Consider the following 19,917-nt stretch of genomic DNA (forward strand, 5'->3'; position numbering starts at 1 on the left):
ATATACTATGTCTTGAAATCCCAGCTTATGCTGATTAGATTCGCAAGTAATGATTAACTTTTCAATAACTTAAGCATTAATTTGTAGTTACAACACTTGCACAACGTTCACATACTGTTGGCTGCTTAGAATTTACACCAACTGTTGTAGAAACTACCCAGCAGCGTTCACATGTTTTTCCTTCTGCAGTTCCAACTACAATTTTCACCTGACCAAAGCTCTGTGCTTGTTCAGGTGCATCTTCATAATTACCACTGATTTCAAAGCCAGATACAATGAACAGTTGTTTTAGGCTTTCTTCAACTGACTCAAGGAGCTGTTTAGTTTTCTCATTTGGATACAATGAAATACTTGCGCTTAACGATTTTCCGATAACTTTATCGTTTCTAGCCACCTCAAGGGCCTTTAATACGTCATCTCTTAAAGACATAAAGGAATCCCATTTCGTTTCAATCTCTTCTGCCTGATCAACTTCTCTTGCCTCTGGCATATCAACTAACTGAACACTTTCCTCACTTACAAATTCGATATGGCTCCAAACTTCATCAGCTGTGTGAGAAAGAATTGGCGCTACAAGCTTAGTTAAAGCAAGTAATGTTTCATAAAGCACAGTTTGAATGGCACGACGTTCTTTATTATCTACAGCCTCAATGTATAGCACATCTTTTGCAAAATCCAAATAAAACGAGCTTAATTCAATTGTACAGAAATTATGAACAGCGTGGAAAATAGCAGCGAATTCGTAATTTTCGTAAGATGCTTTAGTCTTCGAAATTAGCTTATTTAATTTAACAAGCATATAGCGATCTACTTCACGCAAATCCTTCACATCTAGTGCTTGATCTGGTGTAAAGTCTGCTAAATTACCTAGTAGGAAGCGGAATGTATTACGAATTTTTCTATAAACTTCTGCAACTTGTTTTAAGATATTATCTGACACACGTACATCGGATTGATAATCAACTGACGCTACCCACAAACGTAAAATATCAGCACCTAACTGGTTCATAACTTTTGAAGGAACAACTACGTTACCAATTGATTTACTCATCTTACGCCCTTCTCCATCAAGAGCAAAACCGTGGCTTAATACACCCTTATATGGAGCTTTACCTGTAACAGCTACTGCTGTAGAAAGTGAAGAGTTAAACCAACCACGATACTGGTCAGAACCTTCTAGGTAAAGATCTGCAGGACGCTGTAAATCATCTCTTTCAACTAGTACCGCTTGATGTGAAGAACCTGAATCGAACCATACATCCATAATATCCGTCTCTTTCGTGAAGATACCGTTTGGACTTGATTCATGTGTAAAGCCTTTTGGTATTAAATCCTTGGCATCTCGTTCAAACCAGACATTTGAACCATGTTCTCTAAATAAATTTGAAACGTGGTCAATCGTTTCATCAGTAATGATTGGCAACCCATCTTCCCCATAAAATACAGGAATTGGTACGCCCCATGCACGTTGACGTGAAATACACCAATCTCCACGGTCACGTACCATGTTAAATAGACGAGTTTCTCCCCATGCAGGAACCCACTTTGTTTCTTTCACTGCGTCCATAAGATCAGAACGAAAATCTTTAATTGACGCAAACCACTGAGCTGTTGCTCTGAAAATAGTTGGCTTCTTTGTACGCCAGTCATGTGGATATGAATGTTTAATAAAGGATAATTTTAATAAAGCATCCACTTCTTTTAATTTTTCAGTAATTGACTTATTCGCCTCATCATAAAATAGTCCTTCGAATCCAGGTGCTTCTTTTGTCATATAACCTTTTTCATCAACTGGACAGAGTACACTTAAGCCATATTTTTGACCTATAATAAAATCATCTTCCCCGTGTCCTGGTGCAGTATGAACACAGCCTGTTCCTGCATCAGTTGTAACATGTTCTCCACACATTACTAATGAGTCGCGATCATAAAGAGGGTGCTTTGCAACAATGTTTTCCAATTGAAGACCTTTAACTTTTTTAACAGTTGCAACATTATCCCATTCAAATTCTTTTGTGACAGCTTCTACTAAATCTGTAGCAACAACAAACTTTTTACCACTTACTTCCACTACACTATATTCTAGGTCAGGATGAACAGAAATTCCTAAGTTTGCAGGAATAGTCCATGGCGTTGTTGTCCAAATAACAATTTGCACATCACCCTCAAGCACGCCTTTACCATCCTTCACATTAAATCCAACGTAGATAGAGGCAGAACGTTTATCTTGGTATTCAATTTCAGCTTCAGCAAGTGCTGATTCACTAGAAGGGGACCAATATACAGGTTTTAACCCTTTATAGATATAACCCTTTTTGGCCATTTCACCGAATACTTTAATTTGTTGTGCTTCATACTCAGGCTTTAACGTAATATATGGGTTCTCCCAATCACCGCGAACACCTAAACGCTTGAATTGCTCACGCTGACTATCTACCTGCTCATAGGCATACTCTTCACATAACTTTCTAAACTCGGCTACAGTTAACTCTTTACGGTTTACCTTTTTATTCTTAGTTAGAGCCGTTTCTATTGGTAAACCATGAGTGTCCCAACCTGGCACATATGGTGCGCAGAAGCCACTCATTGATTTATAACGAACAATAAAATCTTTTAAAATTTTATTTAGAGCATGCCCCATATGAATATCACCGTTTGCATATGGCGGTCCATCATGCAAAATAAACAATGGACGATCTTTAGTGCGCTCTTGAACTTTTTTATAAATGTTCATTTCTTCCCATTTTTCTTGAATTTGCGGCTCCCTATGTGGTAAATTTCCACGCATTGGGAAATCTGTCTTTGGCATTAATAACGTGTCTTTATACTCCATGTAATCATTCTCCTCCATCACTTGTTTCTTACTACATCATTTCCAATTTTTCCAAAGGTTATTTGATTTCAAACCTTTTTTAAAAACAAAAAGAGACCTTCATATCCCAAAAGGGACGAGAAGATCTCGCGGTACCACCCTTACAGACTAAATGAAAAAGGGTACACCTATGTCACCATTTCTCTAAATAATTAGCCCACTCAAACATTCTTTAACGTGAATGACTCGCCTATGCTTACTCTTCATGTTCAGCAAGGAACTCCAGGGTGATCTTCATTTTTAACACTTATATCGGGCTTCCACCATCCCCAACTCGCTTAATAAGCCTCTAAAAAACTACTGTCCCTATCTACGTTACATGTCAATCTAGAATTATTCTTAAATTATATGCTACTTAAAAGCCAAACGTCAAGTCACGCTTTTATTATCTTCAGATTCATCAAATACAGGCTCAACATTATATTCCATTAAATGATCCCAATCGTCTGTTTGAATCAAATCAAGCTGAGCTTCAATAAGCATTCTAAATCTATTTCTAAAGACCTTTGATTGCTTTTTTAGCTCTTCAATTTCGATAGCTATTTTTCTTGATTTCGCTAGTGATTCGTTTATTATCCGATCTGCATTTTTCTCTGCCTCTTTTATAATTAATTTCGCTTCTTTTTGTGCGTTTCTCTTTACATCCTCTGCTGTTTCTTGAGCAATCAAAATTGATTTATTCAACGTCATTTCAATATTTGTAAAATGGCTTAATTTTTCACCTTGCTCTGTTAACTTAGCTTCAAGTTCCTTTTTTTCACGAATAACTAATTCATAGTCCTTGATAACTTGGTCAAGAAACTCATTTACCTCATCTTCGTCATACCCACGAAAACCTTTGTTAAATTCTTTATTATGAATATCCAATGGCGTTAAAGGCACTAATGCCACCTCCAGTAGTGAATTATATGTATTATTTACAGATAGATAGAGACCCACAGTGCATCTATCCAATACTTCTCAAATCTCTGATTTCGACTCATTTTTCTGATAGTGAACTCCCTATTTTGTAAAGCTAGTTAATTAAGACCAATTATATTTCAATCTCTATTCGACATATTCGACACTAGAAAGTCAAAATCCTTCAAAATATTATAAATTATTTTTGCTTACCTACAATTATTCGCCATTTTTCTTTTTTTGTTTTTCCTTCTATTGTTATTAGCTTACTTCGTCCATACCCCCTAACTGAAAGTACATCATCTTCCTTACATTCAAAAGCAGGTTGATCTATTGTTTTCCAATTAACTTTGACTACACCACTTTGGATAAGTACCTGTACTTTTTGTCTTGAAAGATTAGTTATTGCAGATAGAACTACATCCAAACGCAAAGAGGAGACAGTTATTGCTTGCTCATACCAAATTTCTTCAGCCGTAATGATAGTAGAAAAAGAGATTTCGTCAATTGAAATGGTTGCTTTTCCTATTGCTTGTAGATTCATTTTTATATAGTCACTAATTTCTTTTGCAACAACGATCTGAACCTGATCTCCGTTGGTGAGTATATCGCCAAACTTCGATCTCTTTAGACCTAATGACATTAATGAACCAAGAATTTTCCGATGATCAATTGATACAAACTTAGAAGGATAATTAAGTTGGAAAAGTGATAGTTGGAAATCGTCGACTTCTGGAATGAAATAATGTGGAGATACTATGGCTCGTTTTCGTTCTGATGAAGAATGACCGCCAAATAATTCAACCTTTATTTCTAGATCATTTCCAATAATCTGTCTAACAATTTCTTGTTCTCTAGGATCGAGAAAATCAGTGTTTTTCGGAGAATATTGAGTTAACACCAATTCCCTCCATGATAAAACCTGATCAATAAAAGCATGCTCTTCTTTTCGAAAATGCTGATAAATACTCATTTTTGAACGTTCTCCCATACTGAAAACTTGTTGCTCTAAGAGCAATTATAGGGTTTAGATGGTCAAAAAAGTTACCACTATACCGGTCTATTGTTTGACGAAGCAACCATTTATATCAAAATATCCTACTCAAAATGTAGAGGCCTTTAATAGGTAAAAGAAACTCGGCATAAGCCGAGCTTCTTTCTTTAGCCATTATTAAAACATTCCAAATAATGTTCTCAATCCCAAGGTCGCGAAATTTAATACAAATATTGCAACAATTGGAGAAATGTCAATCATCCCAAGCGATGGAATTATTTTACGAAAAGGCTCTAAATATGGTTCACAAATTTTTGTTAAAAATTGACCTATTCGGGATTCTCTTGCATTAGGAAACCACGACATTAGTATATATGCAATTAACGCATATGAATAAAGTTGAATTAGTCCTTCTAATGATCTTAATACTACATCCATTTTGACCTACCACCTCTTTTCTGATAGCTCATCATCAGTTACGATATCAGATATATTCCCTGAAACATCAACATTTTCAGGTGTACACAAAAAGATATTTGTTCCAATTCGTTGAATGTCGCCACCAATCGCATACACAGTACCACTCAAAAAATCGATAATTCTTTTTGCTTGATCATGTTGGATACGTTGCAGGTTAACAACAACTGCACGTCGACTTTTTAAATGGTCTGCAATCTCTTGTGCTTCTGCATATGCTCGTGGTTCATATAAAATTACCTTTGATGACTTTTGCACACTTTGCAGACTTACTACATTTTGCTTAGCGGCCGACCTAGTTGGCTTAACAGGTTCTAGCTCTTCTTCTTCAAAATATTCTTCTTCATTGTATTCGTATTCATCTTCTAATGCAAAGAAACTTTTAAACTTTGATTTCAGACTCACAAGGAGCACCCCCTTAAAATTCTTTACCTACTAAAGAGGTGCCTAATCGAATAAATGTAGCACCTTCTTCAACAGCAAGCTGAAAATCATTAGACATACCCATTGATAATTCTGTACATGGAGCATGACGGAGATTTAAAGCTTGTACATCATTTCGCAATTCACTAAGCCTCCTAAAGCAAGATCTGATTAAATCCTGATCTTCCGTAAATGGGGCCATTGTCATTAAACCAACTATTAATATGTTAGGATATGGTTCTACTGCTTTTACAAATTCCAAAAGCTCTTCAGGGGTAACGCCATGCTTCGATTCTTCTTTAGAGACATTTATTTGAACAAAACACTTAATCTTTTTAGCTGAACGTTTATCAATCTCAGCGGCTAATGACAATCGATCTAATGAATGAATATAATCAATTTTATCAATAATATGTTTCACCTTTTTAGTCTGGAGGGATCCTATAAAATGCCAGGAAGCATCATTGCCGATTTTGTCGTGTTTTTCGAGTAAACCTACATCACGATTTTCTCCCAAATGTACAATACCTGAAGAAATCGCTTCTTTGGCTCGCTCTACACTGACATACTTTGTTACGGCAATAATCTTTACAGTGCTTGTCTTTCTTTTTGTACGTTCACAAGAGATAGCTATAAGCTTTTCTATAGCTTGTAAATTTTGTTTTACATTCATTATGTATTTAGACCTCCCCTGAGTCCAATAAAACTAGCCATTCTGCCAGTCCTTCCTTTATCACGGCGATGTGAAAAAAACAAGTCATTTTCACAGCTTGTGCAATAGGAGGAAACTTGTATGTTTTCATGTGGGACCCCTGCTTGGACCAAGAGTAATTGATTTAACATTTTTAGATCCAGAGAATATTGTCCATCACTTATTAAAGCATATGGGGTTATTTGATTTATGTTTAGAACTTTATTCACGGCATCAATAACAAAGCTATCAACAATGTAACAACATATACCAATCGAAGGACCAATTACAACGAAAATGTCTCTAGGATCGACGTTTTCATCACAACCCCAAGTTCTAATCATTTCTCCGGCGATATCTTTGACTGTTCCCTTCCATCCAGCATGTGCGGCACCAATAATACTACGTTTAGGTGCTAGAAAATAAAGCGGAACACAATCTGCATAGCAAAGCGTTAAAAGAACATTGGTTTCCTTAGTGTAAAGACCATCTGTATTTTTGATACTATCTTCATATGTAAAAACCCCTTTGCCAAGATGTTGCTTTGTAACTTCGACAATTTTATTATCATGGATTTGCTCTGAACAAACCCAATTAGAGGTTGTAAAACCAATTTCGTTTGATAATTTTTTTCGGTTTAATGAGACTAAGCCAATTTCATCTTCTACATGTAGTCCTAAGTTAAAAGAAAAAAATGGCAAGTTACTAAAACCACCCTGTTTAGTTGTAAATCCTGCTACAACTTCCGGGGCTATATCTTTCCACGTATTTATTTTCAGAACAGCTTCGCTTGTTTGAGAAAAAATAGCATCGGTCATAGATTTCTTTCCTTTATCATAAAAATATTCCTGCTTTCCCCTATTTTATCATAGTTTTACAAAAGAGAGTGCGAATATGTTAGAAAAATGTCAAAAGAAAGCTAAAAATTACTCCAAATTACTTTGATATCTGACAAGAATCACATCAGTCCCTACCTTTACTATATTTCTCCAGGGTATGGTTACGGGTTCATCCCGTCCAAAGAAGCCGAGTACCTTTCCAGGACCTGAGATAATAATAGCATCTATCTTACCAGACGTTAAGTTAATATCAAAATCAGTGATGTTTCCCAAACGCCTTCCATCTCCTACATTAACAACTTCCTTCGTCTGAAATTCTGAAATATGGATCATGCTGTTTCCGCCCTCCAAAAACACCTTTTACTGTACTATATGATTCCGTCACCAACAATCATGAGTAAAATATTCTTTTTTCGCATATTTATAATCCGTTCCATATGTTTTTGTAGGTTAGCAAGTGTTTTTGACACTAAATACACATAAAAAGAACTGCTCACATGTGAACAGTTCTGACAATTAATTCTGAATGTTTTTATTCATTTGTCTAATTGCTGCTTTTTCAAGACGAGAAACTTGAGCCTGTGAAATTCCAATTTCTTCAGCAACTTCCATTTGCGTCTTACCTTGGAAAAAGCGTTTTCTTAATATTAGCTTTTCACGCTCGTTTAGTCGCCTCATACCCTCTTTTAAGGCAATTTCTTCAATCCAGGTAGAATCACGATTGCGCTCGTCACTCAACTGATCCATTACAAATATTGGATCCCCACCATCATTATAAATTGGTTCAAATAAAGATACTGGGTCTTGGATAGCGTCTAGCGCAAAGACAATTTCTTCATGTGGAACATCTAGAACCTTCGAAATTTCTTCTGCAGTCGGTTCTCTTGATGTTTCACTCATTAATCTTTCCCTGACCTGCAATGCTTTGTAGGCAATGTCACGCAATGAGCGCGAAACTCTGATTGGATTATTATCACGTAAGTATCGACGAATCTCACCGATAATCATCGGCACAGCATATGTTGAGAATTTTACATTTTGACCTAAATCAAAATTATCAATTGATTTCATCAGTCCAATGCAGCCAACTTGAAACAAGTCATCCACAAATTCTCCTCTGTTGTTAAAACGTTGAATGACACTAAGAACAAGTCTTAAATTACCATTAACTAACTTTTCTCGCGCAGTTAAATTACCACTTTGCATCTCTCTAAAAAGTTTTCTCATTTCTTCATTCTTTAGTACTGGAAGCTTTGAAGTATCTACACCACAAATTTCTACCTTATTTCGAGTCAATTCTTTCCCTCCTAACAGGAGTTGCTGTACAAAGTTAAGTATCTCCTTTGGAGGGAAAAATATGCACAAGCTATTCTTGCGATTTTTACAAAAACGAAAAGAAAACTCGATAAGATGCCTGTATAATAAGCAACCTATCGAGTAAAATATTTTTAGTCAAACCATTTTATTAAATTCTTTGCGTAATCTTTTAATAATTCTCTTTTCTAGTCTTGATATATAAGATTGGGATATACCTAACATATCCGCAACGTCTTTTTGTGTCTTTTCTTCTCCACCAATTAAACCAAAACGAAGTTCCATTATTTGTTTTTCACGTTCATTTAATTGATGTAATGCTTTAATTAATAATTTTTTATCGACATTTGCTTCCAAGTCCTTCGTAATAATATCTTCATCCGTTCCTAATACATCTGAAAGCAACAATTCATTCCCGTCCCAATCGATGTTTAATGGTTCATCAAAGGATACTTCAGAACGAATTTTATTATTTCTTCTAAGGTACATTAGTATTTCATTTTCAATACATCTAGAAGCATATGTAGCCAATTTAATTTTCTTTTCCGGATTAAATGTATTGACCGCTTTAATAAGACCAATTGTACCAATACTTATAAGGTCTTCTATATTAATCCCAGTATTTTCAAACTTTCTAGCGATATAAACAACCAACCTTAAATTCCTTTCGATAAGGATAGATCTTGCTGCCTTATCACCTGTAGGTAGCTTTATGAGCAGGAGTTCTTCTTCATCTTTCGATAGTGGAGGTGGTAATGCTTCACTGCCACCTATGTAGTATATTTCATCAGTTTTAATCCCAATCTTAAGTAAAAACTTATACCATAAATATGTTAAGCGAAGTTTTAGTTTGACCATGTAAAGTTCCTCCTTCTAATTTGAAAATTGATGAGTATGATAGTATTAGTAACACTAAGACGCAGACTGAATGGATGATGAAGTGAGCATCTTCGGATGGATAATACAGTCATACTCCCCATCAGATGATAAAATCGTATGATTAAGAGCTACGAGCCCTTTTTTCACAATTATTTGCTCATTACTATGAAAAATTGTAATTTCGTCAGGTTTTAAAGCAAGTAGAAACTGATGCTCCTGTCCAACTCCACGATATGGTATGATTCTTACTCTATTTTCCCATTTGTGCATATCTTGATCAGATTCATCCGTAGTGAAGGAATCCATGTTTTTTGATTGTTCGATAATACTTTCTGGGAAGTACTCCCCTGTTTTATTTACATCTACAATTAAAACCGGACTCTTTGTAATCGGATCATATAATTGATTACCACTATCTATAAGACCCTTTAACTGAATTTCTTTATTTTCAATGGTAATAACCACCTTGGCTATTTGGTCATATTGAATTTTCTTCATTTCTATCTCACCGATTTGCTTACGGGTAAAGAACCATAATAACGGAAAACCAAGTAATACAAACCCCCAGCTTACAGGATTTCCAAATTGGTTCGTATTTGTCATCAGTACCCCATTCATTATTTCCATTTCATATTTTAGGAAATAATGAACACCAATCATCCCACCCCCAACCATAAATGTTGCAAAATAAAAAGTTACTAGATTTTGAAAAAAGAATCGAAAACGCTTGTATCCAAATGCTATTCCTATAATAAAAAATGAAAAGATGAGTTTTATGACAGGGTGTGTTGCATACATTGATAAAGGAGAAACCATTAATATTACGATTAAAGATCCCAACAATGAACCGGCTACTAATCTCCAAATGGTAATTTTCCTTTTTAGAATAAGTGCTGTTAAATATAGTAACAAACCATCAAAAAAAAAGTTCAACAACCATATTACATCAAGGTAGATGTACAAACGCTTTCTCCTTTCAAAACATAATCGTAATAAACAGGTTGTGATCGTGAAATAAGAGCTATTAAAAAATAGTATATAGTACATTCTATATGGAAGTCTGTCACTTCATGCCGATTAGAGTGGAGAAATTTTGATAGATTTCTTCGAAAATTGTAAAATAATGCTTATTGTATCTATTTTGTAAGTTTCTGGCTGTTTATTTATTATTTTCCCTTTAAAAATTTATTTTTCAAATATAGTATTGTTAAATTTATAATAAACCGCTCGGGAGCCTCCCATTGAAAAATGAAACAAAAAAAGACATGAATCTTTAAGATTCATGTCTTTTTTAACTGTTAAGGAATTTATAAAATTGTAAGGTTGTGTATAACTTCGTGTCTTTTGTCTATCTACGTCTAGCTCCAGGCGCCATCGGCTCTATGGTATAAGCCATTTCCTTTAAGAAGGTAAAACCACCTTCTTAAAGGAACCGTCTTATGCTTGTCGCCGATAAGCGGGCGCCCTGCGCTTTTGTTCCTTACCTACGGCGGTTTCGATTTCTTAAGAAAGTAGGAATATCTAGCGCCTCGTCAGCTTGTGAATGTTGATTTGTACGGGTAGAGTTATCATGTGAAACGTCCTCACGTTTAGTATCTCTTGATCCCGAAACAGTAGGTTTATTCGTATTGATTGTTGGTCGAACTGATTTTGCAGGGTTAATGTCTGCTTCACTAAAGCCAGTTGCAATTACAGTAACTAAAATTTCATCCTTTAAGTTCTCATTAATAACAGAGCCGAAGATCATGTTTACTTCTTCATCTGATGCAGATGCAACAATATCTGCCGCTTCTTGCACCTCATATAGACTTAAGTTAGAACCACCAGTGATATTCATTAGAACACCTTGTGCACCATCAATAGACGTTTCTAATAGAGGACTTGAGATGGCACGTTTAGCTGCTTCTGCAGCACGATTTTCACCAGTTGACATACCGATCCCCATCAATGCTGAACCTTTGTTGGACATAATTGTTTTAACATCGGCAAAATCAAGGTTAATTAAACCAGGAACTGCGATTAGGTCTGAAATACCTTGAACACCCTGTCGTAATACGTTGTCGGCTTCTCTAAATGCTTCTAGCATTGGTGTGTTTTTATCTACAATCTCAAGTAAGCGGTCATTAGGGATGACAATTAATGTATCTACTCCCTCTTTCATTGAAGCTATTCCTCCAGCTGCTTGAGTTGCTCTTTTTTTGCCTTCAAAAGTAAATGGTCGTGTTACAACACCTACAGTTAAAGCACCTAAATCTCTTGCAATTTGAGCTATAACTGGGGCTGCACCTGTTCCTGTGCCTCCACCCATACCAGCAGTTACGAAAACCATATCTGCACCTTTTAATACTTCTTCAATTTGTTCTCTACTTTCTTCAGCAGCTTTTTTCCCAACCTCTGGATTTGCACCCGCACCTAAACCACGTGTCAGCTTTCCACCAATTTGCATTTTAATATCTGCTTTAGAAAGATTTAATGCTTGTGCATCTGTATTCACTGCGATAAAATCAACACCCTGCACACCATGCTCAATCATACGGTTTACAGCGTTGTTTCCTCCGCCTCCGACACCAATTACTTTAATCGTTGCTAATTGATCAAGACTTGTATCTAACTCCAACATCTCAAGGTCCTCCTAATTCATCGAAAGAACTTCTCGGTACCTTCTATTCAAAGAAGTAACCGAAAAATCTTTTAACTTTTTTTCCAATATTTTGATCGTCATTTGTTTTTGGTTTGTATTTTGCTTGTGGTTGTTTAGAAACTCTTTTTTCTCCATTATCTTGAGAAACAGTTGAACCAATTCGTTTACCCTGTATTTTCGCATGTTCATTCGCAAATTTAATTAGTCCTACTCCAGTTGAAAACTGTGGTTCACGAACGCCGATATAATCAGGTTTTGCTATCCTAACATTACTTTGCAAAACAACCTGGGCTAATTCTAATACTCCTGGTAAATTAACAACCCCACCTGTAAGTACGAATCCTCCGGGTAGGTCTCTAACATTAAGCTTTTTTAAATCATTTTGCAATAAATCGAAAATTTCCTCTAATCTTGCTTCAACTATATCAGAAATCTCTAACTGATTAAACTGTTGATGCTGGTCACTCCCAATGATTGGAACACTAAACACTTCTTCCTCTGAAGCATGATCATAGAAAGCATGTCCATGTTTAATCTTAATCTTTTCAGCATCTTCAGTAGATGTTCGTAAGCCTATTGAGATATCCTTTGTAATATGATCTCCACCAACTGGAATAACGCTTGCAGATTGTAAAAAACCATCTTTAAATATTGCAATAGTCGTTGAGCCACCGCCAATATCTACTAAGGCTACGCCTAGATTTTTTTCATCTTCTGAGAGAGTAATAGAACCTGCGGCTAATGGTTGTAAGCATATTGCAGCAATCGTAAGTCCTGCACGTTCAACACAACGTAATAAATTATGTAATATCGTTCTTGAAGTTGTAATGATTGTACCTTGCATTTCTAAACGGACACCTAACATTCCTCGTGGATCACTGATTTCATCATATCCATCAACAATAAATTGCTTAGGAACTACATCAATTATTTCACGCTCAGGTGGTATAGAAACAAACTGTGCTGCTTCAATTACTCGCACTACATCTTCATTACTAATCTCACGATTTTCACGACTTTCACTCGAGACTGCCACTACTCCATGACATTCCTGTAAGTGAACATTGTTGGCAGGTACACTAACTACAACTTGATTAATAGGAATGCCTACCATTCGTTCAGCTTGTTCAACAGCCTTTTTAATAGAATGAACGGTTTCATCTATATCTACAATTGAACCTTTTTTAAGTCCTTCAGATTTTACATTTCCCACACCAATTATGTTTAAAGAATCATGGCCCATTTCACCAATGATCACTTTAACACTGGATGTACCGATGTCAAGACTTACATAAATTTCATTGTTGTTCATTCTTTGGCACCTCCTTTAACAATTAAAGCATCTTACGTATCATATTTGAAGAACAACAGCTTATAATTAATTAAAAAATTAGTTATATAAAAGTAGTATTCAACAAATACAGTATTTTCCCTTTTAAATAATTCACTTTTTTTCAATTTTATCTCTAGAAAGACTCCATTTTGTTATTAAAATCCTTCTTATGACGGCAATGTTCTGAAATAGTCTAACTCCAAAAGCAAATACCGCTACTAAATACAAGTCTACACCAAGATGAACACCTAGAAAAGCTAAACTTGTTGCTAGAAGAATATTAAAGAAAAAACCTGAGACGAAGACGGCTTGATCGTAAATATTTTGTAAATGGGCTCGTATACCACCAAATAATGTATCAAGCGCGGCAAGTACGGCAATCGATAAATAATTGGAGTATTCATCAGGAATTTTAAATTCCGAGGATAAGCCTAATAGTATACCAATAAGTAATCCAATAATCGGGAGCCACATTATGATTTCCCTCCTTTTCCAGCAGTAAATGGCTCTAGATCTTTAATTCGAATTGAGTCTTCATACGCTGGAACCGTTACTTCATTTAATGGTTCTGAAACGGATAGGATAAGATTATCAGAAAAGAAATCTTGTATTGAGTTAGATACTTTCATCCGGTTTGAAAGTTTTTCTGCATCCTTCGTTATCACTTTGATTTCAATCGGAAGAGAACGAATAGGATAGGTGTCAATTTTTGTGTATTGCTGTATTTCACGTATTACTGTTGTATTTATCACCCTGTGCCCATCAATTGATATTTCATCAGCCTCATACGAATTTAGTTCGTTCACCAATCTTCGCAAAAGTTCTGGTGACACATAACTTACCGGTGCCCCAACAGAATTAAAAGCAGGTTCAACTGTAAGAATAATTCCAGGTCCAGTTACTTCAGTCAATCCAGCCATAACCCGTAACTCTTCTAATGTTTCTCGAAGAATTTCTTCTTTGCTGTCGTCCTTTTCTGATTCATATTTGACAATCTTTTCTTCATATTTATAAATCTCAGATAAAAGCTCAGAATTAAGTTCCTGCTGTCTTTTAAGGTCTTCTCTTAATTCCCAAGTATCCCTTGTATCTCGCACTACTGGTTCTTTTATGGTTTGGAATTGGACGGCTATCATTATACCGATCACGACTGTCACAATTGTAAAACTTATACTAGATTTTTTGTCCAACAAAACCACCATCTTTCTTTGTAACAAAAGACTTTTTAACTTCGTTGCTTTTGAAGTACTATTTTATTTAACTAGGATTGTGGCATCTTTTTCTCAAAATCTCAAACACACCTATTTTATATGGTAATAACAACCAATCTTTTAAAAAAAGAGCCAAACGAAATTATATTATTCATTTGTTTGCAGTAACGGGTCCATTACTATTTCAGATTTTTTTTCTGTTTTTACTACAATATTGTCTGCAAGGAGCTGATCAATAACACCACCATTTATATTTAACGCTGGAATTAAAACCTCTGGGTTTCCAATGGCAGAAATAACAAACGGTGCCGGAAATTGGTTCCCATCAACAGTTACGACAGGACCATCACAATATATATAGGAATCACGTGAAAGTCTTTTGCCATTTACCGAAACTGCTTGGGCACCAGATATGTACAACTCATTTATCACTTTAAAGAGGTGACCTTCATGAACTATATAATCGTTAACATCCTCACCTGATGGTGAGTATGAAGCGTCCTCTAAGGTAACCTGTAAACCTTGGCCTTTTACTTTTACTTCACCCACATACATCCGGAGATTTTCAACATCTTCCACAAGATTAAAATAAATTTTTTCTTGTTCTCCTTTTGCTAGTTCTTCTTCAATTTCACGTACATTTTCTTGTTTTTCGTATAACTCTTGTTGGAGTAAACGGTTTTTTTCCTCTTGTTCAATTATTTGGTTTCGATACTCAAATTCTTTCGTCCATTGTCTTTCAGTAGGTTTTCCTTTTGCAACCTCTGTTTTAGTAAATTGATAAGAAAAAGAGATCATGAATCCAAGTACTAAACATACGAAGGAAAGAATAACATGCTTACCTTTCACTTTCATCTTCTTTTTCATCCTCTCGTTCATAAGCCTTAAAATAAGGAACTACCTCAAGGTAAATAACGCCTTTTAAACTTGGGTCCAGTTCGCTTATGATTGAAGGGTAGGCTGACATTTTCTCAGAAAAACTTCTAACCGTTGCACTAACTTCATATCCGTCATTCATAAATAACGTGATATGTAATGGATCTGATTTTTCAGGAGAATGATGAATTTCTGAAATAGAATTTGTGATACTATCTGGCAGTTTTGATAATTCAACTGCCATCTCTTGAATATCCTCACCCTTTTCCCAGTTCTGTAGAATGGGTGCATCAGCAGGGGCCAATGTTTCTTTTACTGAATCTAAAATCTGTCCATTTTCTAAAATCGGCAAATATTTTTCTTTATTTAATATATAGGCAACTCTTTTATGTTCTTCAACATTAATAATAACAGTGTTTGGGAGCTTTTTGTCTATCGTAGCAGACTTTATTTGTTCATGCGCTTCGATTTGTTCAGTCATTTTTTTGACATTTATGCTCCAAAAGCTTGTCCGTTCTGATAGAGTGCTTAACTTTTTAATCTCAGTTTCTGAAACATTATAATTTCCAGTTATTTTCACCTGAGACACTTTACTAAGTGGAGATTGAATATAAGCCACACCTATAATCAGAAGAAAAAAGAAGGATATGTAGATAACCAATCTTTTGTTTGCTTTTTGTTTTCTCTTTTGTTTAAGCTTCGGAATACGATCTTCAATCGTAACAACTTTCCCTTTTGACAATACATTCACCCCACACTAGATACGAGATAACTATTTGATAAACATTCCAATCTAAAGAGGGCCTTAACGACAACAATGTTTAGAACGTCTTAAAGAGAAACAACGGCATATTACATGCCGTTTAACGTTAATCAATAATATTATATCACAGATGTAATTATTTAGGTTCTAGAATCCATGTTACTTTCGCCCTATAATTTCAACTTCTGTCTCCAAATTTATATCATGTAATTCTTTTATCGTCTCTTTTACAAATTGGATTAAATCTAGTACATCTTGAGCTTTTGCAGTGCCAGTATTGACAATAAAGTTACCATGTAACTCTGAAATTTTTGCCCCACCAATGCTATGTCCTTTTAATCCAGAATCCTCAATTAATCTCCCAGCATAATTCGGAAGTGGATTTCTAAAAATACTACCTGCACAAGGGAAGTTCCAAGGTTGTGTATTTCTCCTGTAATCCTTGTTTTTTTTCATTAATGCCACGATTTCTTCTCGTGCACCAGAAACTAATTCAAAAACGGCTTCAATACAAATACCTGGTCGTTCCTTCTGCAAGATAGATGTTCGATAAGAATACTGCAACTCTTCATTTAAAAACCATTCCATTGTCCCATCTTCAAATAAGATATGCGCCTTTTTAATTATCTTCGAGATGTCTGACCCATGTGCTCCAGCATTCATGTAGACTGCTCCACCAACTGATCCTGGAATACCGCTTGCAAATTCAAGCCCAGATAACCCTTTTTTGCTAATCATAGTTGATAATTTAATAACAGAAAATCCACCACCAACTGTAATTGTTTCTCCGTCTATTTTTAAATGGTCTACGCCATCTCCTAGTTTGATGACAGCACCTTCGATACCTTTATCTGACACTAAAAGATTGGAACCTCTGCCAATAGCTCGCCATTGAATACCGTGTTTTTTAATAATGCCTATTGTTCTTTGTATACTGTCAATATTCTTTGGCTCTATAAAGAGATCGGTTGGTCCACCAATCTTTATTGTTGTATGATTTGCTAATGGTTCATTTACTAGTACTTTTCCGACGTCTGCATCTAGTAATTCCTGAACGATTGTATCCATTATAAACCTCCCTGACAAATGGTTAAATCTGAAAGAATTAGATAAAAATCTATTTTTTTATTAGTTTATGCTTAAATTTCGCCTAAAGGTACACTTCTATTTTTTTAGGTTAACAATGAGATTATATAATCTTGTTGAAGCATCCTGTATACCTAGTTTCTCTGATGCTTCTTTCATTCTTTCCAATTCTTTATTGTCTAATAATACCGAGTCAATATCAGACAATAATTTGTCTCCATTCATTTCTTTTTCTAAGCGTAATATAGCCGCTCCATTATCACTAAGAGCTCGAGCGTTCTTTTCTTGATGATTGTTTGTAACATATGGACTAGGTATTAGTATACTAGGCAGACCTATAGCTGTTATTTCTGCTAATGTGGTTGCCCCAGCTCTTGCGACAATTAAATCAACACCTGATAATACCTCAGGCATGTTATGAATAAAGGGCTTTATGATAACATTTTCAGGATTTCCAACTTCGTTAACCTTTTGTATAACATTTTCATAATGGACTTCACCTGTAACATATAATACCTGGTAATCTTTTTTACCAATCTCTGTTAGAATGTCGAGGAAAGCATCATTTATCGGTCTGGCTCCTCTACTTCCACCAACTATTAAGACAGAACGTTTAGTATTGCTTAAGCCTACAGATTCTCTACCAATTATGCCGTTTTTACCTACTACTTCTGAAGCACGAGGGTTTCCTGTTAATACAACCTTGTTATTTGGAAAATAATGTCTTGCCTCCTCAAAACAAATGGCCACCTTGTCAACATAGCGTGATAAAAACTTATTTGTTAATCCGGGCACACTATTTTGTTCATGAATAATGGTTGGAATATGTAATTTGGATGCAGCATAAACGACTGGGCCACAAACATACCCTCCTGTACCTATGACAACATCTGGTTTAAATTCTTTTAGATAACGTTTACTAACACTTACTCCTTTTAAAAACCTCATCACAGTTTTAACATTATCTAGTGAGATTTTGCGCTTGAATCCGGTAATTTCAATCGATTTAAATGAGATATTTTCTCTCTTTACAATCGTGTTTTCTAAACCATTCTCTGTTCCGATATATAAAAACTCCGCATTAGAATTAAGCTTCTTAATTTCTTTTATAAGCGCTAAGGCAGGATAAATATGCCCACCTGTTCCACCACCACTAATTGCAATTTTCATAGAAGCAAAACAACCTCCTTGATGATAATAAGAAAAGCGCAGGGCGCCCGCCTATCGGCGACAAGCATAAGACGGTTCCTTTAAGAAGGGGGGGTTTCCTTCTTAAAGGAAATGGCTTATGACCTCGAGCCGATGGCGCCCGGAGCTAGACATTAAAACTAGGTACAAACGTTTTATACTTTCTTATCTTTTAAGAAAAGCGCAGGGCGCGCCTGCTTTCAATTATTTTTAAACAGAATATAAACCCTGTTGTTGGTTAAACAGGGTTTCTCTCATCACTACTAATTATATCACTCGCTATCCTATCAAAGAAGTAGTTTTTTATATTAATATCTTGCATAACGGCTAATGTTTAATAAAACACCGACCGCCATTAACATTAAGGTTAGTGATGACCCACCATAACTTAGAAATGGAAGGGTTATCCCAGTAACCGGCATTAACCCTGTTACTACCCCAATATTTATAATTACTTGGATTGCAATCATCCCGATTATTCCAATCCCTAAAAAACTACCATACAAATCCGGAGCACCTAGTGCAATTCTAACACCTCTCCATAACAAAAGGCTAAACAACAAAATAACAAACGAACCGCCAATAAAACCTAATTCCTCTGCTAGAATTGCAAAAATGAAATCTGTTTGAGGCTCAGGTAGATAGAAGAATTTCTGTCTACTCTGTCCTAATCCGAGTCCAAACAATCCACCAGGGCCTATTGCATAGAGTGATTGGATAATTTGAAAGCCACTGTCAAGAGGATCTTCCCAAGGGTTAAGGAAGGATGTTATCCGTTTTATTCTGTATGGAGCGGATAGTATTAACCCTATAAATCCAGCTAATCCTAGTAACCCTAATCCTACAAAATGACTGATTCTAGCCCCTGCAACGTAAATCATTACAACAGAAGTACCAACCATAACAGTACCAGTACCAAGATCTGGTTGAAGCATGATCATTGCAAAAGCAAGAAAAACAAGTGAAAGGGATGGTACTAAGCCTTTTTTAAAAGATGTGATCTTTTTTTGATTCTCTGATAGATACTTAGCTAGAAATGCTATCATTGCAAGCTTCATAAACTCAGACGGTTGAACTGAAAATGCACCAACACCGATCCAACTCCGAGAACCGTTTCTTTCCATTCCGATCCCTGGTATTAAAACTATGGCTAATAAAACAAAACAAGTAATGATAAGGATTTTTGCCCATGTTCTCCAAGTCCAATAATCTAGGTTCATAATAAAAAACATAGCGACTACCCCAACACCTGCAAATAATAGCTGACGCTTAGCAAAAAAGAACGAATCGTCGAATTTATAAGTCGCCCAAATTGCACTAGCGCTATAAACCATGATTAATCCGACAGCTAGAAGGGATAATGTTATTACAATTAATATAATGTCGGGCGTGGATTTTTTGGTCGACAACGTAAACACCTCAAGATCTTA

20 protein-coding genes and 1 other annotated feature are annotated in these 19,917 nt (G+C 35.6%); all 20 genes read right to left on the reverse strand.

Going from position 1 to position 19,917, the window contains the following annotated elements:
- Window positions 1-76 precede the first annotated feature (76 nt).
- Window positions 77-2,833 (reverse strand): isoleucine--tRNA ligase, encoded by a 2,757-nt coding sequence (gene ileS, locus PY093_RS00880; RefSeq protein ID WP_275643962.1) that lies wholly within the window; start codon window positions 2,831-2,833, stop codon window positions 77-79.
- A gap of 108 nt (window positions 2,834-2,941) precedes the next feature.
- Window positions 2,942-3,194, reverse strand: a binding site (T-box leader).
- A gap of 47 nt (window positions 3,195-3,241) precedes the next feature.
- Window positions 3,242-3,754: a DivIVA domain-containing protein gene (locus PY093_RS00885; protein ID WP_275643963.1), complete on the reverse strand. Its 513-nt coding sequence runs from the start codon at window positions 3,752-3,754 to the stop codon at window positions 3,242-3,244.
- Between the two features lie 217 nt (window positions 3,755-3,971).
- The gene (locus PY093_RS00890) at window positions 3,972-4,745 is read right to left on the reverse strand and encodes a YlmH family RNA-binding protein (RefSeq protein WP_275643964.1); all 774 of its coding nucleotides are present in this window, start codon (window positions 4,743-4,745) and stop codon (window positions 3,972-3,974) included.
- A 198-nt stretch (window positions 4,746-4,943) separates the two neighbouring features.
- Complete coding sequence (locus PY093_RS00895) at window positions 4,944-5,204, reverse strand: YggT family protein (protein WP_275643965.1); 261 nt, start codon at window positions 5,202-5,204, stop codon at window positions 4,944-4,946.
- A gap of 6 nt (window positions 5,205-5,210) precedes the next feature.
- The gene (locus PY093_RS00900; protein ID WP_275643966.1) at window positions 5,211-5,648 is read right to left on the reverse strand and encodes a cell division protein SepF; all 438 of its coding nucleotides are present in this window, start codon (window positions 5,646-5,648) and stop codon (window positions 5,211-5,213) included.
- A 13-nt stretch (window positions 5,649-5,661) separates the two neighbouring features.
- Window positions 5,662-6,339 (reverse strand): YggS family pyridoxal phosphate-dependent enzyme, encoded by a 678-nt coding sequence (locus PY093_RS00905; protein ID WP_275643967.1) that lies wholly within the window; start codon window positions 6,337-6,339, stop codon window positions 5,662-5,664.
- A complete protein-coding gene (gene pgeF / locus PY093_RS00910) occupies window positions 6,339-7,175 on the reverse strand; it encodes a peptidoglycan editing factor PgeF (RefSeq protein WP_275643968.1) in 837 nt (278 codons plus the stop codon). The genes PY093_RS00905 and pgeF overlap by 1 nt, the downstream gene beginning before the upstream one ends.
- Window positions 7,176-7,283: 108 nt before the next feature.
- The gene (locus tag PY093_RS00915) at window positions 7,284-7,529 is read right to left on the reverse strand and encodes a YlmC/YmxH family sporulation protein (RefSeq protein ID WP_275643969.1); all 246 of its coding nucleotides are present in this window, start codon (window positions 7,527-7,529) and stop codon (window positions 7,284-7,286) included.
- 183 nt (window positions 7,530-7,712) lie between these two features.
- The gene (gene sigG / locus PY093_RS00920) at window positions 7,713-8,534 is read right to left on the reverse strand and encodes an RNA polymerase sporulation sigma factor SigG (protein ID WP_275644183.1); all 822 of its coding nucleotides are present in this window, start codon (window positions 8,532-8,534) and stop codon (window positions 7,713-7,715) included.
- Window positions 8,535-8,648: 114 nt separating this feature from the next.
- Window positions 8,649-9,368, reverse strand: a complete 720-nt coding sequence (gene sigE / locus PY093_RS00925) for an RNA polymerase sporulation sigma factor SigE (RefSeq protein ID WP_275643970.1) — start codon at window positions 9,366-9,368, stop codon at window positions 8,649-8,651.
- A 54-nt stretch (window positions 9,369-9,422) separates the two neighbouring features.
- A complete protein-coding gene (gene spoIIGA / locus PY093_RS00930; RefSeq protein WP_275643971.1) occupies window positions 9,423-10,352 on the reverse strand; it encodes a sigma-E processing peptidase SpoIIGA in 930 nt (309 codons plus the stop codon).
- A gap of 517 nt (window positions 10,353-10,869) precedes the next feature.
- Window positions 10,870-12,009 (reverse strand): cell division protein FtsZ, encoded by a 1,140-nt coding sequence (gene ftsZ / locus PY093_RS00935; RefSeq protein ID WP_275643972.1) that lies wholly within the window; start codon window positions 12,007-12,009, stop codon window positions 10,870-10,872.
- Window positions 12,010-12,052: 43 nt separating this feature from the next.
- Window positions 12,053-13,342, reverse strand: a complete 1,290-nt coding sequence (gene ftsA, locus PY093_RS00940) for a cell division protein FtsA (protein WP_275643973.1) — start codon at window positions 13,340-13,342, stop codon at window positions 12,053-12,055.
- Between the two features lie 132 nt (window positions 13,343-13,474).
- On the reverse strand, window positions 13,475-13,837 hold the full coding sequence (locus PY093_RS00945) for a small basic family protein (protein ID WP_275643974.1): 363 nt from the start codon (window positions 13,835-13,837) through the stop codon (window positions 13,475-13,477).
- Window positions 13,837-14,553, reverse strand: a complete 717-nt coding sequence (locus tag PY093_RS00950; RefSeq protein WP_275643975.1) for a DUF881 domain-containing protein — start codon at window positions 14,551-14,553, stop codon at window positions 13,837-13,839. Before PY093_RS00950 ends, PY093_RS00945 begins: the two co-directional genes overlap by 1 nt.
- A 168-nt stretch (window positions 14,554-14,721) precedes the next feature.
- Complete coding sequence (locus PY093_RS00955) at window positions 14,722-15,429, reverse strand: DUF881 domain-containing protein (RefSeq protein ID WP_275643976.1); 708 nt, start codon at window positions 15,427-15,429, stop codon at window positions 14,722-14,724.
- The gene (locus PY093_RS00960; protein ID WP_275643977.1) at window positions 15,413-16,192 is read right to left on the reverse strand and encodes a cell division protein FtsQ/DivIB; all 780 of its coding nucleotides are present in this window, start codon (window positions 16,190-16,192) and stop codon (window positions 15,413-15,415) included. Before PY093_RS00960 ends, PY093_RS00955 begins: the two co-directional genes overlap by 17 nt.
- Window positions 16,193-16,372: 180 nt before the next feature.
- Window positions 16,373-17,281: a UDP-N-acetylmuramate dehydrogenase gene (murB, locus tag PY093_RS00965; RefSeq protein WP_275643978.1), complete on the reverse strand. Its 909-nt coding sequence runs from the start codon at window positions 17,279-17,281 to the stop codon at window positions 16,373-16,375.
- A gap of 96 nt (window positions 17,282-17,377) precedes the next feature.
- The gene (gene murG / locus PY093_RS00970; RefSeq protein WP_275643979.1) at window positions 17,378-18,469 is read right to left on the reverse strand and encodes an undecaprenyldiphospho-muramoylpentapeptide beta-N-acetylglucosaminyltransferase; all 1,092 of its coding nucleotides are present in this window, start codon (window positions 18,467-18,469) and stop codon (window positions 17,378-17,380) included.
- A gap of 326 nt (window positions 18,470-18,795) precedes the next feature.
- Window positions 18,796-19,896 carry a stage V sporulation protein E gene (spoVE, locus tag PY093_RS00975; RefSeq protein ID WP_275643980.1) on the reverse strand — a complete coding sequence of 367 codons (1,101 nt, stop codon included), beginning with the start codon at window positions 19,894-19,896 and terminating at the stop codon, window positions 18,796-18,798.
- Between the last annotated feature and the right edge of the window lie 21 nt (window positions 19,897-19,917).

The sequence above is a fragment of the Cytobacillus sp. S13-E01 genome (assembly GCF_029193815.1).
Classification (GTDB): Bacteria; Bacillota; Bacilli; order Bacillales; family Bacillaceae_L; genus Bacillus_BV.

What these genes read in the sequence shown, in the direction of transcription:
- PY093_RS00895 (WP_275643965.1), bottom strand. Translation starts at nt 5,204, where the DNA reads ATGGATGTAGTATTAAGATCATTAGAAGGACTAATTCAACTTTATTCA.
- murG (WP_275643979.1), bottom strand. Translation starts at nt 18,469, where the DNA reads ATGAAAATTGCAATTAGTGGTGGTGGAACAGGTGGGCATATTTATCCT.
- PY093_RS00945 (WP_275643974.1), bottom strand. Translation starts at nt 13,837, where the DNA reads ATGTGGCTCCCGATTATTGGATTACTTATTGGTATACTATTAGGCTTA.
- ftsA (WP_275643973.1), bottom strand. Translation starts at nt 13,342, where the DNA reads ATGAACAACAATGAAATTTATGTAAGTCTTGACATCGGTACATCCAGT.
- ftsZ (WP_275643972.1), bottom strand. Translation starts at nt 12,009, where the DNA reads ATGTTGGAGTTAGATACAAGTCTTGATCAATTAGCAACGATTAAAGTA.
- PY093_RS00955 (WP_275643976.1), bottom strand. Translation starts at nt 15,429, where the DNA reads ATGAAAGTGAAAGGTAAGCATGTTATTCTTTCCTTCGTATGTTTAGTA.
- PY093_RS00915 (WP_275643969.1), bottom strand. Translation starts at nt 7,529, where the DNA reads ATGATCCATATTTCAGAATTTCAGACGAAGGAAGTTGTTAATGTAGGA.
- sigE (WP_275643970.1), bottom strand. Translation starts at nt 9,368, where the DNA reads ATGGTCAAACTAAAACTTCGCTTAACATATTTATGGTATAAGTTTTTA.
- ileS (WP_275643962.1), bottom strand. Translation starts at nt 2,833, where the DNA reads ATGGAGTATAAAGACACGTTATTAATGCCAAAGACAGATTTCCCAATG.
- PY093_RS00890 (WP_275643964.1), bottom strand. Translation starts at nt 4,745, where the DNA reads ATGAGTATTTATCAGCATTTTCGAAAAGAAGAGCATGCTTTTATTGAT.
- PY093_RS00905 (WP_275643967.1), bottom strand. Translation starts at nt 6,339, where the DNA reads ATGAATGTAAAACAAAATTTACAAGCTATAGAAAAGCTTATAGCTATC.
- pgeF (WP_275643968.1), bottom strand. Translation starts at nt 7,175, where the DNA reads ATGACCGATGCTATTTTTTCTCAAACAAGCGAAGCTGTTCTGAAAATA.
- murB (WP_275643978.1), bottom strand. Translation starts at nt 17,281, where the DNA reads ATGGATACAATCGTTCAGGAATTACTAGATGCAGACGTCGGAAAAGTA.